The organism is Streptomyces sp. NPDC098101, from assembly GCF_044760185.1.
Lineage (GTDB): Bacteria > Actinomycetota > Actinomycetes > Streptomycetales > Streptomycetaceae > Streptomyces.
Genome location: NZ_JBIWAS010000006.1, coordinates 289,481 through 304,067 on the forward strand (window position 1 = coordinate 289,481; position 14,587 = coordinate 304,067).

At 74.4% G+C, this 14,587-nt stretch carries 15 protein-coding genes and 7 tRNA genes; 11 read left to right on the plus strand and 11 right to left on the minus strand.

Annotated features, from left to right (window positions below; all coding sequences use genetic code 11):
• Nucleotides 1-2: 2 nt before the first annotated feature.
• On the minus strand, nt 3-1,217 hold the full coding sequence (locus ACIQVI_RS26785) for a serine/threonine-protein kinase (protein ID WP_403600281.1): 1,215 nt from the start codon (nt 1,215-1,217) through the stop codon (nt 3-5).
• A gap of 1,028 nt (nt 1,218-2,245) precedes the next feature.
• Between ACIQVI_RS26785 and ACIQVI_RS26790 the strand changes: the two genes are divergently transcribed.
• Both ACIQVI_RS26790 and ACIQVI_RS26795 read left to right on the plus strand, forming a co-directional pair.
• Nucleotides 2,246-3,220, plus strand: a complete 975-nt coding sequence (locus ACIQVI_RS26790) for a phosphotransferase family protein (RefSeq protein ID WP_403600284.1) — start codon at nt 2,246-2,248, stop codon at nt 3,218-3,220.
• A 67-nt stretch (nt 3,221-3,287) separates the two neighbouring features.
• Nucleotides 3,288-3,581, plus strand: a complete 294-nt coding sequence (locus ACIQVI_RS26795; protein WP_053644148.1) for a zf-TFIIB domain-containing protein — start codon at nt 3,288-3,290, stop codon at nt 3,579-3,581.
• Nucleotides 3,582-3,635: 54 nt separating this feature from the next.
• On the opposite strand, the gene ACIQVI_RS26800 is transcribed toward ACIQVI_RS26795, so the two are convergent.
• From ACIQVI_RS26800 to ACIQVI_RS26820, 5 genes are all read right to left on the minus strand, one after another.
• Nucleotides 3,636-3,710 (minus strand) — tRNA-Val (locus tag ACIQVI_RS26800).
• 38 nt (nt 3,711-3,748) lie between these two features.
• A tRNA-Val gene (locus tag ACIQVI_RS26805) sits at nt 3,749-3,820 on the minus strand.
• Nucleotides 3,821-3,854: 34 nt separating this feature from the next.
• Nucleotides 3,855-3,926: transfer RNA gene (locus ACIQVI_RS26810), tRNA-Val, on the minus strand.
• A gap of 1 nt (nt 3,927) precedes the next feature.
• Nucleotides 3,928-4,001: transfer RNA gene (locus ACIQVI_RS26815), tRNA-Cys, on the minus strand.
• 39 nt (nt 4,002-4,040) lie between these two features.
• A tRNA-Gly gene (locus tag ACIQVI_RS26820) sits at nt 4,041-4,113 on the minus strand.
• A gap of 254 nt (nt 4,114-4,367) precedes the next feature.
• On the opposite strand from ACIQVI_RS26820, the gene ACIQVI_RS26825 reads away from it, so the two are divergent.
• From ACIQVI_RS26825 to ACIQVI_RS26835, 3 genes are all read left to right on the plus strand, one after another.
• The gene (locus ACIQVI_RS26825) at nt 4,368-5,435 is read left to right on the plus strand and encodes a chorismate-binding protein (protein WP_403600287.1); all 1,068 of its coding nucleotides are present in this window, start codon (nt 4,368-4,370) and stop codon (nt 5,433-5,435) included.
• Complete coding sequence (locus ACIQVI_RS26830) at nt 5,432-6,262, plus strand: aminotransferase class IV (protein ID WP_403600290.1); 831 nt, start codon at nt 5,432-5,434, stop codon at nt 6,260-6,262. The genes ACIQVI_RS26825 and ACIQVI_RS26830 overlap by 4 nt, the downstream gene beginning before the upstream one ends.
• 88 nt (nt 6,263-6,350) lie before the next feature.
• Nucleotides 6,351-7,190 (plus strand): GNAT family N-acetyltransferase, encoded by an 840-nt coding sequence (locus ACIQVI_RS26835; RefSeq protein WP_403600293.1) that lies wholly within the window; start codon nt 6,351-6,353, stop codon nt 7,188-7,190.
• 17 nt (nt 7,191-7,207) lie between these two features.
• On the opposite strand, the gene ACIQVI_RS26840 is transcribed toward ACIQVI_RS26835, so the two are convergent.
• Nucleotides 7,208-7,723, minus strand: coding sequence for a DsbA family protein (locus ACIQVI_RS26840; RefSeq protein WP_403600297.1), 516 nt, complete (start codon nt 7,721-7,723; stop codon nt 7,208-7,210).
• Nucleotides 7,724-7,873: 150 nt separating this feature from the next.
• Here ACIQVI_RS26840 and ACIQVI_RS26845 point away from each other — a divergent pair, with 150 nt between their 5' ends.
• The gene (locus ACIQVI_RS26845; protein WP_351970598.1) at nt 7,874-8,293 is read left to right on the plus strand and encodes a hypothetical protein; all 420 of its coding nucleotides are present in this window, start codon (nt 7,874-7,876) and stop codon (nt 8,291-8,293) included.
• Between the two features lie 121 nt (nt 8,294-8,414).
• A complete protein-coding gene (locus tag ACIQVI_RS26850; RefSeq protein ID WP_351970599.1) occupies nt 8,415-8,591 on the plus strand; it encodes a hypothetical protein in 177 nt (58 codons plus the stop codon).
• 32 nt (nt 8,592-8,623) lie between these two features.
• Here the strand turns inward: ACIQVI_RS26850 and ACIQVI_RS26855 are convergent, their stop codons facing one another.
• Entirely contained in the window at nt 8,624-9,181 is a 558-nt protein-coding gene (locus ACIQVI_RS26855) for a CGNR zinc finger domain-containing protein (RefSeq protein ID WP_403600301.1), read from the minus strand.
• Nucleotides 9,182-9,372: 191 nt separating this feature from the next.
• Entirely contained in the window at nt 9,373-9,786 is a 414-nt protein-coding gene (locus tag ACIQVI_RS26860) for an SsgA family sporulation/cell division regulator (RefSeq protein WP_015032345.1), read from the minus strand.
• A gap of 190 nt (nt 9,787-9,976) precedes the next feature.
• On the opposite strand from ACIQVI_RS26860, the gene ACIQVI_RS26865 reads away from it, so the two are divergent.
• A complete protein-coding gene (locus ACIQVI_RS26865; protein WP_351972791.1) occupies nt 9,977-10,399 on the plus strand; it encodes a TIGR02611 family protein in 423 nt (140 codons plus the stop codon).
• A 53-nt stretch (nt 10,400-10,452) separates the two neighbouring features.
• Nucleotides 10,453-10,527, plus strand: a tRNA-Val gene (locus ACIQVI_RS26870).
• Nucleotides 10,528-10,591: 64 nt separating this feature from the next.
• Here the strand turns inward: ACIQVI_RS26870 and ACIQVI_RS26875 are convergent.
• A complete protein-coding gene (locus ACIQVI_RS26875; protein ID WP_403600304.1) occupies nt 10,592-13,072 on the minus strand; it encodes an SCO7613 C-terminal domain-containing membrane protein in 2,481 nt (826 codons plus the stop codon).
• Nucleotides 13,073-13,165: 93 nt separating this feature from the next.
• On the opposite strand from ACIQVI_RS26875, the gene ACIQVI_RS26880 reads away from it, so the two are divergent.
• A complete protein-coding gene (locus tag ACIQVI_RS26880; protein ID WP_403600307.1) occupies nt 13,166-13,612 on the plus strand; it encodes an SRPBCC family protein in 447 nt (148 codons plus the stop codon).
• 39 nt (nt 13,613-13,651) lie between these two features.
• Nucleotides 13,652-13,723 (plus strand) — tRNA-Val (locus ACIQVI_RS26885).
• A gap of 63 nt (nt 13,724-13,786) precedes the next feature.
• Here the strand turns inward: ACIQVI_RS26885 and ACIQVI_RS26890 are convergent.
• Nucleotides 13,787-14,515 carry a 3'-5' exonuclease gene (locus tag ACIQVI_RS26890; RefSeq protein WP_403600310.1) on the minus strand — a complete coding sequence of 243 codons (729 nt, stop codon included), beginning with the start codon at nt 14,513-14,515 and terminating at the stop codon, nt 13,787-13,789.
• Between the last annotated feature and the right edge of the window lie 72 nt (nt 14,516-14,587).

Consider the following 14,587-nt stretch of genomic DNA (forward strand, 5'->3'; position numbering starts at 1 on the left):
GCTCAGCTCTGGAGCGCCTGAGCGGCGGCGATGCCGAGGGCGACGACCAGGGTGACGACCACGAAGACGAAGAGCCGCTGCCGCAGCAGCCGGGGGTTGGCGGGGCGGCGGCCCGTCGAGGTGGAGCGGACGCCGGGCCGGGTGCCGGGCCGGGACTGCGGGGACCGCGAGCCCCCGGTCCGGGGCCCGGCGGAGGACCGGGAGGACGCCCCCCGCCCCTGACCGCGCTCGCGCTCCCGATCGGAGCCGCGCTCGACCCCCCGTTCGCCTGTCCGCTCGGGTCCACGCCCGCGTGTGTCCCGTTCGGTGTACTCGGTGTACCGCTCGGTGGGCCGGACGGTGTTCCGCTCCTCGGCGCGCTCCCGCTGCACGGGCGGCCGGGACACGGGCAGCCCCTGGGCCTCGCGGGCCGCGATCTCCTTGAGCCGCATCGACAGCTGGAGCGTGCTGGGCCGGTCCTCGGGGTCCTTCGCGAGACAGGCCCGGACGAGGGGCGCCAGCGCGTCGGGCACGCCGTTCAGGTGCGGTTCCTCGTGCACGACCCGGTAGAGCATGACTTCGGAACTGCCGTGTCCGAAGGGGGAGTCGGCCATCGCCGCGTACGCGAGGGTGGCGCCGAGCGAGAAGACGTCGGTGGCGGGGGTGACGGCGGCGCCGCGCACCTGCTCGGGGGCGAGGAAGCCGGGGGAGCCGACGGCGGTGCCCACGTGGGTGAGGGTGCTGGCGCCGGTGGCCCAGGCGATGCCGAAGTCGATGATCCGAGGGCCCTTGGGGGAGAGCAGGATGTTCGACGGCTTGAGGTCCCGGTGCACGACGCCGGCCTCATGGACGGCGACCAGGCCCTCCGAGAGCGCGGCCCCGATGGAGGCCACGTCGGCGGCCCGTAGGGGTCCCTCCTCGGCGACCCGGTCGTGCAGGGAGGGGCCGGGCACGTACTGGGTGGCGAACCAGGGGCGCTCGGCCTCCAGGTCGGCGGCGACGAGCCGGGCCGTGCAGCCGCCGCGGATCCGCCGGGCCGCGGACACCTCGCGGGCGAACCGCGACCGGAACTCCTGGTCCTCGGCGAGGTCGGGCCGGATGACCTTCAGGGCGACCCGCTGGCCGCGCCGGTCGGACCCCAGGTACACGACGCCCATTCCGCCGGCTCCCAGCCTGCGGTGGAGCCGGAACGACCCGACGATCCGCGGATCCTCGCGCCGGAGCCGCATCATCGCCATGTCCGTCCCCTCGTCCGTTCGACGTGGCACAGCTTACGTAGTGGCGCCCGCACGCGCTCATAGGCCGCGCCCTCGCACCGGGATCGATTGTCAGTACTGGGAGAACCCTCCGGAGCCCGACGGTCGCCCCCGCCGCCCAACCCCCTTCCCGCCCAGCCCACTTGAAGAGCCCTTCGGACCCCTCTCGCCCGCCCCCGGGGGAAGGCCTCCGGGACCCCGCAGACCGGGGCGCACCCGTGACGATCAAGGAAGTGAGCGATGTCACGCCGCTCGCCGCCCGTACACCTCTCCTGGACAACCCCTCGGGGATGACCCGGGGTTGTGCGCCCCCGTCTCCACCCAGGGGAGTACGCCGTGTGGGCGGCCGTCATCCTCCGGGAGGCCCGGAAGTCGGTACGCGGGCATGACGTGCCGGGGCTTCCCGCTTCCTAAGGTTGTTGTCACGCGGCGGGTGCAGCACTCGTCCCCCGAGGTTACGCACCCGCCGCGCCACACGACGGGAGAGGAACCATGGCCTACACGGCACCGAGGACGACCAGCCGGCCTCCGGGCCGCCGTCACCCCCTGGTGGCCACGGCCATGGTTCTTCCTCTCGCGGCCCTGCTGGTGGTCGTCTTCGGCGGCTGGGAAGCGGTGGTCACACAGGCGTCGTCCGTGGGCGTGATGCTGGGGCGCTGAGCGGCGCCCCGGACCCGGGAGAGCGGCCCGGGTCGGGACATCCGGCCATCAGCCCCGTGGGGACGGGGGTGCGACGGACGGCAGCGTGGGGCCGGTCGGCTGGGGAGCCGACCGGCCCTCGCGCGTTCCCACCCGCCTGCCGTACGAGCACCCCGCACCGAATCCCCCTACGGCCCCGCACGTGACCCCGCACCACCCTGGCGCACGAGCACCCGGCACCGCATCCACCTACGGCCCCGCACGTGACCCCGCACGGTCCTGCCCAAGGCGCCCCCGCACCCGACCCGTGCCCCAGCCCCCCGCACGGCCCTCCCACGAGAACCCGCCGCCCCACCCCGTACGCTCCCCGCGTGACCCCCACCCAGCCCCCGTCCGCCCGGCCGGCCCCCCTCGACCACCTCGCCGCCCTGGCCCGCGCCGCCGCCCACCCGCCCGGTGCCGCCCCCTGCGGCTGCGCGGACGGCGGGCTCGTCGGGGTGCTGGCGGACCGGGAGGACGGGACCGTCGTACGCCACGGGGCGCTCGTGGTGAAGGCGCACGCCCCCGACACCGACCCCGAGGCGCACCGCGCGCGGCTCGCTCTGGCCGCCCGCCCGGACCTTGCCGGGATCCTCCTGCCGCCGCTGCCGCTCCCCCCGTCGCTGGCCGTTCCGGACGGGCTCGGCGGGCGTCCGGTCACCGTCTGGCCGTACGGCCCGCCCGTGGACCCGGGGGATCCGGACGCCGCTCCCTGGGAGGAGGCGGCGCGGCTCCTCGCCCTGCTCCACCGCACTCCGCTCCCGCCGGGAGTCGCGGAGGGCCTTCCGGCGATGCGGGCCCCGCTCAAGGCGGCCCTCGCCGTGGACCGGATGCGCCGGGCGGCGCCGGACCACCCGGCCGCGGCCACCGTCCTCGCCGCCTGGCGGACGGTCCCCGTGGACCGCGCGGACGCCCCCCGGCTGCTCTGCCACGGCGACTTCCACCTGGGCCAGTTGGTCCGGCTCGCCCACGCCCCGTCGGATCCGCCGTCCTGGCGGCTCATCGACGTCGACGACCTCGGCGCGGGGGATCCGGCCTGGGACCTGGCCCGTCCGGCCGCCTGGTTCGCGGCCGGCATCCTGCCCCCGGAGGTCTGGTCCCGTTTCCTCGGCGCGTACCGGGAGGCGGACGGCCCGGCGGTGGGCGCCGATCCCTGGGCCCGGCTCGACGTGCCGGCCCGGGCCCTGACGGTGCAGACCGCCGCCCTGGCCCTCGCGAAGTCCACGGCCGAACGCCGGCCGCTCGACGAGGTCGAGGAGGTGATGATCGACACCTGCGCCCGCATCGCCGGACATCGAACCGGGTAGGCACTTTCGGCGTCCACGTAAGGTGAGGCCACCATTCGAACGGAAATGTCAGGGAGTTGAGCCGACCATGCAGTGTCCCAAGTGTCATGCGGCCATGCACACGTACAACCGCAACGGCGTCCAGATCGAGCAGTGCAGCGGCTGCCGGGGCATATTCCTGGACTACGGGGAGCTGGAGGCCCTGACCCGCCTGGAGTCCCAGTGGGTGCAGCAGGCCCCGCCGGCGCCGCCCGCCCCCCAGGCCTACCCGGCGCAGCCCGCTCCCGCCGCGCCCGCCTGGGGCGCCCCGCACCACGGCGGCCACCACGGCGGCGGTCACTACCGCCAGCGCGGCTTCGGCCGGATGCTCTTCTCCTCGTGAGGCACTGACACGAAGAAGCCCCGGCCGCGAGACGCGGCCGGGGCTTCGTTCTTCTGGTGCGCGATACTGGGATTGAACCAGTGACCTCTTCCGTGTCAGGGAAGCGCTCTCCCGCTGAGCTAATCGCGCGGGACGTGCACAACCTACCCGAAGGCGGTCGTGCTGCGTGCGCGATACTGGGATTGAACCAGTGACCTCTTCCGTGTCAGGGAAGCGCTCTCCCGCTGAGCTAATCGCGCGGGGGATCCGGAGATCCGGGACCCGAGGGTCCAGTGGACGATACTGGGATTGAACCAGTGACCTCTTCCGTGTCAGGGAAGCGCTCTCCCGCTGAGCTAATCGTCCTTGGAGGTGGAGACGGGATTTGAACCCGTGTAGACGGCTTTGCAGGCCGTTGCCTCGCCTCTCGGCCACTCCACCAGGAGTGAATACGGGGGTTCGGGAAGATCCCCCACATCGAGCGGACGACGAGATTCGAACTCGCGACCCTCACCTTGGCAAGGTGATGCTCTACCAACTGAGCCACGTCCGCTTGTCGTTTCCGTTCCGCTTGCGCGTCCCGGCGACGTGTTGAACTCTAGCGGATTCCCGGGCCAGTACAAAAACGCGTTTCCGCAGCGTGCTGACCTGCGGGCCGACCGGGGCACCGGCGACGCCCCCGGCCCGGCCGCCGCTCAGACCCCCGGAGGGTTCGCGCGGCGTTCACTCGCCGTGTTCCCGGGGTCGCGCGGAGCCCCCGGCGCACGCGGCCCGGTGCCCGGGCCCCGCCCGACCTAGACTCGACGCGTGTACGACCTCGCTCCCCTGGCCCGTTTCGGCGGCCTCGTCGCCACCGACCTCCGGGACGTCACCCACGACCCCGAGGCCCTGGACTCCACCGGCTTCTGGGCCGTCTGCGCGGACTTCGAGGGGCGCCTGACCTGCGCCCGCTTCGGGGACGTGCGGCCGGACCCGGTGCCCCCGCCCGTGCCGGGCGCCTGGCGCGGCCCCGCCGCCGACGCCTGGACGTCCTCCCTGGACCGCGCCGCGTACACCGCGGGCGTACGGCGCGTGCGGGAGCACATTGCGCGGGGCGAGGTCTACCAGGCGAACCTCTGCCGGGTCCTCACCGCGCCGCTGCCGGATCCGGCCGCCGCCGACGTGGACGCGCTCACCGCGCTGCTCGCCCGGGGCAACCCCGCCCCGTACGCCGGAACGATCCGGCTGCCCGCGCACGGCGTGGAGATCGCCACCGCCTCCCCGGAGCTCTATCTGCGCCGGGAGGGGGCCCGGGTCTCCTCGGGGCCCATCAAGGGCACCGGCCGCACCGCCGCCGACCTCCTGCCCAAGGACCACGCGGAGAACGTGATGATCGTCGACCTGGTCCGCAACGACCTGGGACGCGTCAGCGAGACCGGCTCCGTCGCCGTCCCCGCCCTCTGCGCGGTCGAGGAGCACCCCGGCCTGGTCCACCTGGTCTCCACGGTCACCGGCCTGCTGCGCGAGGACGCCGGCTGGCCCGAGCTGCTGACCGCCACCTTCCCGCCCGGCTCGGTCACGGGCGCCCCCAAGTCCAGCGCGCTGCGGATCATCGAGGCCCTGGAGACCGCGCCCCGGGGCCCCTACTGCGGGGGCGTCGGCTGGGTCGACGCCGACGCGGGCACCGGCGAGCTGGCCGTGGGCATACGCACCTTCTGGATCGACCGCCCCGAGGGCGTGCTGCGCTTCGGCACCGGCGCCGGAATCACCTGGGGCTCCGACCCGGAGCGCGAGTGGGAGGAGACCGAGCTGAAGGCGTCCCGGCTGGTCGCGATAGCGTCGGGCGCCCACGGACAAGGCGCCCCCGAGGCGACCGGAAAGGCCATTTCTCGATGAAACTCTGGGTCAACGGCGGGCTGCACGACGCGGAGACCGCCCGGGTCTCCGTACTGGACCATGGACTGACCGTCGGCGACGGCATCTTCGAGACGGTCAAGGCGGAGCGCGGCGAAACGTTCGCCCTCACCCTCCACCTGGAGCGTCTCACCCGCTCGGCCCGGGGCCTCGGCCTGCCCGACCCGGACCTCGACGAGGTGCGCCGCGCCTGCGCCGCCGTCCTGGAGGCCAACCCGATGGAGCTCGGCCGCCTCCGCATCACGTACACCGGCGGTCCCTCCCCGCTCGGCTCGGAGCGCGGCGACTCCGGCACCAGCCTCGTTGTCGCCCTCGGCGAGACCGGCCGCCGCCCCGACTCCACCGCCGTGATCACCGTGCCCTGGACCCGCAACGAGCGCGGCGCCCTCACCGGCCTCAAGACCACCTCGTACGCCGAGAACGTCGTCGCCCTCGCCAGGGCGCGTGAGGAGGGGGCCTCCGAGGCGCTCTTCGCCAACACGGTGGGACGGCTCTGCGAGGGCACCGGCTCCAACGTCTTCGTCGTGGTCGACGGCCGGATCCTCACCCCGCCCGTCTCCTCCGGCTGCCTCGCGGGCATCACCCGCGCCCTCGCCGTCCGGTGGACCGGCGCGGAGGAGGCCGATCTGCCGCTGGACGTCCTGGAGAGCGCCGACGAGGTCTTCCTGACCTCGACCCTCCGCGACGTGCAGGCCGTGCACCGGGTCGACGGGCGCGAACTGTCGCCCGCGCCCGGCCCGGTCACCGCCAAGGCCATGCGGACCTTCGACGAGCACGCGGCCCGCGACCGGGACCCGGGTCTCGGCTAGACCCTGATCCGCCGGACAGACCCTGGCGGACGCCGTTGCGCCGCAAAACCTGATGACGGGCGGCCCCGGGGTGGGTAGAACACCTCTGATGACCACCACCCTGCGGCCGGTCGAGCCGCTTCAGCAGCTGCCCGGCGGCGGCCGTTCCCGCACCTACGACGTGTGTGTGAACAGCCGTCGCGTCGGCTCCGTCCACCTCGCCACCGACCCCGGCTTCGGCGCCGCCTCGGGAGTGGTCCAGGACCTCCGGATCGACGAGCCGGACCGGGGGAGGGGCCGGGGCACGGTCGCCGCGCTCGCCTCCGAGGAGGTGCTGCGGAGCTGGGGCTGCGTCCAGGTGCGGGCGTCGGTGCCCGCCGACGCCGCGCCCGCCCTGCGCATGGTCCGCTCGCTCGGCTACGTCGAGCGCAGCCGGAACATGGTCAAGGAATTGCCCGCCGTCCCGCCCGCGCTGCCGGACGGCGTCGAGGTCCGGCCGATGACCGGCGCCGAGTACGGGGAGTGGGAGGTGCGGGCCCGGGAGGCCTTCGCGCGGGACTGGACCGAGCGGGGCGTCCCCGAGGAACTGGCGCGCGCGAAGGCCGACAACAGCCACCGCACCCTCCTGCCCGAGGGGCTCGCCACCCCCGGCGCCGCGTTCCACGTCCTGGTCAGGGACGGGCGGCCCGCCGGCGTCCTGTGGACCGGCCGGACCGAACTCGAACCGGGCCGGCGGGCCGCCTACGTGTACGACATCGAGGTGGACGAGGAGCAGCGCGGACACGGCTACGGGCGGGCGCTCATGCTGCTCGCCGAGCGGGTCGCGGGGGAGGCCGGGGAGACCCTGCTCGGACTGCACGTCTTCACGGACAACACCCCGGCGGTCCGGCTCTACGAGTCGCTCGGCTACCGCACGACCTACGTCAACAGCGCCAAGACGCTGCTGTAGCGGGCCGGTCGGGCGGGTCAGCCGGCGAGGAGGCGGTCGGCGATCGTCCCGATCCGCTCCCGCAGGCCCTCCTGGCTCTGGCCGCCGTCCAGGCGCTCGCCGCCGATGACGTAGGTCGGCGTGCCGGTGACCTTGATCGCCTTGCCCTCGGCCTCGTCCGCGTCGACGGTCAGCAGGTGCCGGCCGTCGATCAGGGCGGTGTCGAACTCCTCGGCGTCCAGGCCCAGTTCGGTCGCCAGCTCCAGGAGGACCGGCTCGCCCCGCTCGCCGAGCTCGGCGGTCCTGGCGAGCAGCGCCTCCGCGTACGGCCAGCCCTCGCCCTGCGCGAAGGCCTCCTCGGCGGCCTGGGCGGCGGCGTACGCGTGCTTGTGCTTCGCCAGCGGGAAGTGACGCAGCTGTACGTCGAGCCGGTCGCCGTACTCCTCGCGGAGCGCGCGGACGTCGTCGAGGGCCCGGAGGCAGTCGGGGCACTGGAGGTCGAACCACGCCTCCAGGACGACGGGGGAGACGGGTGCGGTGGTGGAGTCGCTCATGCCAGCAGTCTCCCCCACCGGGACCGGGGGAGGAGATCCCGGTCGGGGTGACCCGGAGATCTCCCTGAGACCGGCCGGGGAGCATGGCCCCGGGCCGATGCGCGGGTGCAGGATGGAAGGGACGTATCACCCGGGGACCTGGAGGACCACATGCTCGCCGAGACCATCTGTTCCGCGGTGTCCGCGGCGGGCCTGGGCATCGCCGCGATCGCGGCGTACCGGAAGCGCTTCCTGCCCGCCGCCCGGATCGCGGCCTACGCGCTGGTGCCCCTCGGCCTGGTGATGACGGGGGCCGTCGCCTGGATCGCGAGCACGGCGTTCAGCCCGGTGGCCTGGGCCGGCTTCGGCCTGCTGGGCCTGGCCTGGGTGCTCTTCCTGTCCACCCGGGCCGTCGAGCGGCGCCGGGCCGGCCGGGGAGGGGCCGCCGTCGCGGAGGCCGCACCGAGAGCCGCGGCTCCCGGTGCCCCGGCGGCTCCGAGGGCCGTGACGGGGAAGCCGCGGGCCGCCGCCGAGCCCGCGGGCGACGACTTCAGCGACATCGAGGCGATTCTGAAGAAGCACGGAATCTGACCGCTTCTGGCGATTCCGCTGTCCGTCCCCGTTCGGTGATCCACGGGAAGGAGTGAACCCCCCGGTCGGAAGGCGTGTTCCGTGAGGTCGGGCGCGCGGCGTGCGCGATCATCCCCCCGAGATGCTGGATACCTCGCGGGACCCCGTCCCCGCCCCCACCGACGCCCCCGTCGACGCCCCCGGCGAAGAACCGCGCGGCTGTCTGTACGCGCTCTCCCAGCCGCCGCTGATGATCTTCCTCGGCGTCATCGGCTGTCTGCTGCTCGTGGCCGCCGTGCACGACCTCTTCGTGCTGTGACCCTCGTGCCGTGACCCTCCGGGCCGGGGCCGTCAGCCCGCCGCCTCCTTGCGGCGCGCCCGGTACGCGGCCACGTGCAGCCGGTTGCCGCAGGTCCGGCTGTCGCAGTAGCGGCGCGAGCGGTTGCGGGAGAGGTCGACGAAGGCCCGGCCGCAGTCCGGCGCCTCGCAGCGCCGCAGCCGCTCCTGCTCGCCCGCCACGACGATGAACGCCAGGGCCATGCCGCAGTCGGCCGCCAGGTGGTCCGCCACCGAGGCGCCCGGCGCGAAGTAGTGGACGTGCCAGTCGTAGCCGTCGTGGTCGGTGAGCTGCGGGGTGGTGCCCGCGCCCGCCACCAGCTGGTTGATCAGGGGGGCCGCGATCCGGGCCTCGGGCGCGGAGAAGACGGCCGCGAACTTCTCGCGCACCTGGCGCACGGCCCGCAGGTCGCCGGGGCCGAGGTCGCCCACGTCGCTGATCTTGTGTGCGTGTACGAAGGTGTGGAGGCCCCGGAGGTCGGCGAGCGCGTCGGGGCGGTCGCCCTGGGGCGCGGTGTTCATCAGATCGACGACGGTGTCGAGGGCGATCCGGGTGTCGTGAGGGATCAGCACGATTCGCTCCCTGGCCGGCCGCGGGCGGGCGCCCGCGGAATGGCGCTGACTTTAGCGCGACCCGGACATGGCACCGGCGCCCACCACCGCGCCGGCTGCGCGGTGGTGGGCGCCGGATGACGTGCCTGTGTGGCTGCCCGCGCGGCGCCGTCTCCCCGAGTCGGACGGCGCCGTGCGGCTCTCGGCCTGGCTCAGCTGTCGGCCAGGATGTGGGAGAGCTCCGTGTCGAGATCGAAGTGCCGGTGCTCGGTGCCCGGTGGCACGGCGGCGTCGGTCCGCTTCAGGAACGACTCCAGGGCCCTCGCCGGGGCCTCGAGCAGGGCTTCTCCCTCGGGAGAGCTCAGAGCGATGCAGACGACTCCCTGGCCGTGACTACGAGATGGCCAGACGCGGACGTCGCCCGTGCCGGTGGGCCGGTGCAGCCCCTCGGCGAGAAGGTCGCGGGCGAAGACCCACTCGACCGTCTCCTCGGCTCCGGTGTGGAAGGTGGCGTGCACGGCATACGGATCGGCCGTGTCATACCGCAGGCCCGCGGGTACAGGCAGTGAGGACTCGCTCGACACAACGAGGCGCAGGTGCAGCTCGCAGCTGACCGTGGTGTTCATAAGCGCCAGGGCCTTTCGCTCAGTGTGCGCTCGGGGATTCGCACGTCGGCGAAATCGACATGCCACCTCCGGTGCCGTTGTAAACCCCTCTGTCGGTTTTGTGGTCGTTCAGGTCCCTCGTACGGGCCCGTGTAACTTTGGGTAATACGGCCATTCAGGTATCGGCCCGGCGTCCGGTAGGTTGGGAGGCATGAATGCGGAGAGTGACGAGCGCACGGGGGAGTCCGCGGCCGACCAGGACGCCGAACTCGGATCCCGCGCACCGGAGTTCATCAAGTCCCGCCGGACCCTGCACATCAGCTGGCAGGTCGGCGTCTTCGTCGTGGGACTCGCGGTCGTCGTCGCCGGCGTGCTCATGCTCGTGCTGCCCGGACCCGGCTGGCTGGTCATCTTCGCCGGCATGGCGATCTGGGCGACCGAGTTCGTCTGGGCACAGCTCGTGCTCCGCTGGACCAAGCGCAAGGTCACCGAGGCCGCCCAGCGCGCCCTCGACCCCAAGGTCCGCCGCCGGAACATCATCCTCACCGGCATCGGCCTGGTGATCGTCGCCGTCCTGCTCGGCATCTACCTCTGGAAGTTCGGCTTCGTCATGCCGTGGAAGATCGACGAGTGACCTCCGCGTGGTGCGGGAGCCCCGCTGACATGGGGTAATGTGTGCGGTGCACCGGGCGATTAGCTCAGTGGGAGAGCGCTTCGTTCACACCGAAGAGGTCACTGGTTCGAACCCAGTATCGCCCACCACCCGGACCGAGGGCCCGGAGACGACCACCGTCTCCGGGCCCTCGGCGTTCCCCCCCGGAACGCCTCACCGCATCCGCGCCAGCCGCTCCCGCAGCCTCCGCGCGTCCCGCAGCCGCTGCTCGTACGTGGCGCCCACCGCGAGCAGCAGCAGCCCGGCCAGGGCCGGCGGTAGCCAGCGCGGCAGCGCGCCCACCACCTGCACCACGTACGGCGCCAGCTCGTGCAGTCCGTCCAGGGCGAGCACCGTGCCGCCGAGCAGCAGCAGGGCCTGGAGCCGGAACCGCGCCCCGAGCAGCGTCACCACGAGCGCCGCCACCCCCAGGACCAGCGGCCGCACCCACTCCGGGTCCGTCCAGGCCGCGCCGAGGCTCGGCAGCAGCGTCACCGCCAGACCGGGGCCGTACGCCGCCCAGGACGAGGCCTCCGGGTCCCGGCGCCGCCGCAGGAACCCGACGACGAGCGCCGGGACCGTCACCGGCAGCGTGTACGCCTCCGGAGTCGTCACGCCCCAGGCCCCCAGCCGCACCCAGGCGGCGAGGAGGAACAGCCCCGCCGCCGCCCAGGAGGCGAACCGGCGCCGCTCCGGCCGGACCGCCGTCGCCGCCGCGATCACCCCGCCGAGCGCCAGGACCAGCGCCAGGAACGCGGGCCGCGACCCGGCGAGCCCGACGGAGCAGAGGCCCACGGCCGCGCCGGTGATCTCCACCGGCAGCGCCACCGGACGCGCCTTGGCGCCGACGACCGCCGTCGCCGCCGGGACGAGGAGCAGAACCACCCCCGCCCAGTGGCCCTCCAGGCCACCGGCCGCCGCCCCCGCGAGCACCAGACCCGTCGCCGCGAGCACCGCACCGCACGCCGACACGACCCGCCGCGCACCCGCACCGAGGACCGCGACGCCCGCGAGGAGCCCGAGGACCGCCCCGAGCACGACGAACGTGGCCACCCGCACGTCCAGGGCCAGGGCGACCGCGCCCCCGGCGGACAGCAGCCCGCCGGCGTATGCGATCCACCCCAGGACGGTCCCGGGCTCCGCCGGGGGAGCCTGCGGCCGGGGCCGGGGCGACGCCCAGCCGGACCAGGGGGCGGCGGGACCGGCGGGACTGGCTGCCGGAGCCGGTTCCCCAGTCTTCTCCGCGGCCTGCTCGGCGCCCTCGGACACGCCCGGCCGGGGCAGACCCCGGGTCAGCGGGGCCGGACGGACGGCGATCCACAGGGCCCCCGCCGTCGTGAGGAGCTGGAGGGCGAGCGTCGCCGCGTACGGCAGACCCAGGGAGACCGGCAGGGCCGTGAGCAGCGCCCACCCGAGGACGAGCGCCCCGCACCGGGCCCACAGCCGGGGCACGGACGCCAGAACGGCGGCGACCACCGCGAGGACCGGGACCGCCGTCGCGGGATGCGAGCCCAGGACCGGACCGGCGTGCTCGCCCGACCAGACGTCCGTCGTCCGCGCCAGGGGACCCAGCGCCCCCGCCACCACCGGCGGCAGCGCCCACGAGAGCCCCAGCGCCGTCACCGACGCCCCCGCGCCCGCGAGACCCGCCCGGACCCCGCGCGGCAGCCGGGCACCCGCGCCCGCCCGCCACACCGACGCCAGGACCAGCGCGCACAGCACGTACCCCGGGACCTCCCAGTCACCGGGAAGCGCCGACCGCAGCAGACCGCCGACCGCCGCCAGCGCCGCCAGGCCCGCGACCACCGAGGCCGCCACCGCCACCGCGGGCGTCCGCCACGCCACGTACAGGCACACCGCCGCACCCACCAGGAGCAGCGGCGCGCCGCTCCACGGCGAGGAGAAGGAGAGCCAGCCGCCCGTCAGGAGCGCCCAGCCGCCCAGGACCGCCGCACCGACGCCCGCCGTGACCCGCACCGGCAGCGGCCGCGCCCACAGGACCGCCGCACCGTCCGCCGCGGCCGTGACGAGCGCCGCCCACGCGAAGGCCGTCGGCCCGCCACCGGCCGCGAGCACACCGAGCGGCAGCGGCAGCTGCGCCGCGACCACGGCCGCCGGCAGCGGCACGCGCAGCCGGGACAGCGCCGTACCGTACGCCGCCCACGCCCCCGCCAGGACCGCCGAGGCCACCGCCGCGTACCCGAGCCCGTCCGTGTCCGCCAGCGCCACCCGGTGCAGCGCGTACGCGTCGAGCACCGTCAGGACGAGCCCCAGGACCGCCACCGACTCGGCCGTCGACCCGAGCCCCCTGCGCAGCAGCGCCACCGGCGCCGCGAGCGCCGCGCCGGTCACCGCGCACAGCACCGCCGCACGGCCGCCGATCCCCATCGAACCCCAACTCACCAGGGTGAACGCGACCGCCGCGATCGTCAGCAGCGTGCCGCCGAGCGTCAGCAGCACGTTCTGCGCGCTCCGCGGCGTCGAGTCCGCCACCGGCGCCGCCGGCCACGACGGCCCCACCGGCCGGACCGGCTGGTACAGGACCTGGACCAGCCAGGCCCGCCGGGTCAGCAACTGGTTCCGGCGCACTTCGAGCTGGGCCAGCTCACGGTCGACGAGCACCAGCTCGTCCGCGGGCGGCAGGGAGTTGTCCATGAGCCGAGTGTCGTCCCGGCCGCGCCCGCCGGGAATGGGCGCCCGTACTCAGATTCCCCCCGCCTCCCCCCTGAGTACGCCCACACTGGGGCCATGGACTGGTGCCACTACCGATTCCGCTGCGTCTGGCGGCTCGCCGCCCCGCCCGACACCGTCTACGCCGTCCTCGAACGGGCCGAGGACTACCCCCGCTGGTGGCCCCAGGTCCGCGAGGTAGTCCCCCGCGACGGGACCTCCGGCACCGCCCGCTTCCGCTCCCTCCTCCCGTACGACCTCGTCGTCACCGTCCGCGCCCTGCGCCGCGACCCCGCCGGCCGCGTCCTGGAGGTCGGCCTCGGCGGGGACCTGGAGGGCCGGGCCCGCTGGACCCTCACCCCCGAAGGAACCGGCACCCACGTCCTGTACGAGCAGGAGGTCGAGGTCCGCGCCCGGCTCCTGAGGGCCCTCGCCGTCCCCGGCCGACCCCTCTTCCGCGCCAACCACGCCCTGATGATGCGCGGCGGCAGACGGGGGCTCGCCGCCCACCTGCGATCGGTTTGAAGGAAGGGCCGGGAGACCTGTATGGTTCAACCCGTTCCCGGGCGATTAGCTCAGCGGGAGAGCACTTCGTTCACACCGAAGGGGTCACTGGTTCGATCCCAGTATCGCCCACCGGGAGAGGCCGGTCCGTCGAAAGACGGACCGGCCTCTGTCATTCCGGGTGCGCCCCGCGGATCACGCCGCCGTCCGCAGCTCCGGCCGCAGCGGCCACGACGGATCCACCGTCTCCGGCGTCCCCTGCCGCGCGAACCACGCCTGGAGGCCCCGCGCCTGGGCCGCGTGCCACACCGCCTGGAGCGTGTGCAGCTCCGCCGGCGTCAGCCGTTCGAGCCGGGACGAGAACCGCCGCGCCACCGCCCGTACGACGTCCATCGCCGCCGTCGCGTCCGCCGCCGCGTCGTGCGCCCCCGCCAGCTCCACCTCGTAGTGGGCGCACAGGTCCGTCAGCGTCCTGCGCCCCTTCCGGTAGCGGTCCAGGTGCTTGTCCAGGACCCGCGGGTCGAGCACGCACAGGGGCGCGCCCGCCAGATAGGTGCCCAGCGACGACGCCCGGTGCCGCCGCAACTCCCGGTCCAGGAGCGTCAGATCGAACGGCGCGTTCATCACCACCAGCGGACGCCCCGCCGCGATCTGCTCCGACAGCGCCCGCCCCAGCTCCTCCATCACCGGAGCCGGCCACCGGCCGTTCCGCTGGAGGTGATCGTCCGTCAGGCCGTGCACGGCGGTGGCCTCCGCGGGCACCGGTATGCCCGGATTCACCAGCCACCGCGTCACCCGGGGACGCGCCCCGGCCGTGTCCTGCACGACGAGCGCGGCCGACACGATCCGGTCGCCCTCGACGTCGATCCCCGTCGTCTCCGTGTCGAAAGCCGCCAGGGGCCCTTCGTACCAGTGCATCGTCATCCCCGAACTCCCTGCACACGTGCGGCAGATGGCCAACCCCCTGCCCCGAAACGGTGATACCCGGACTGTTTG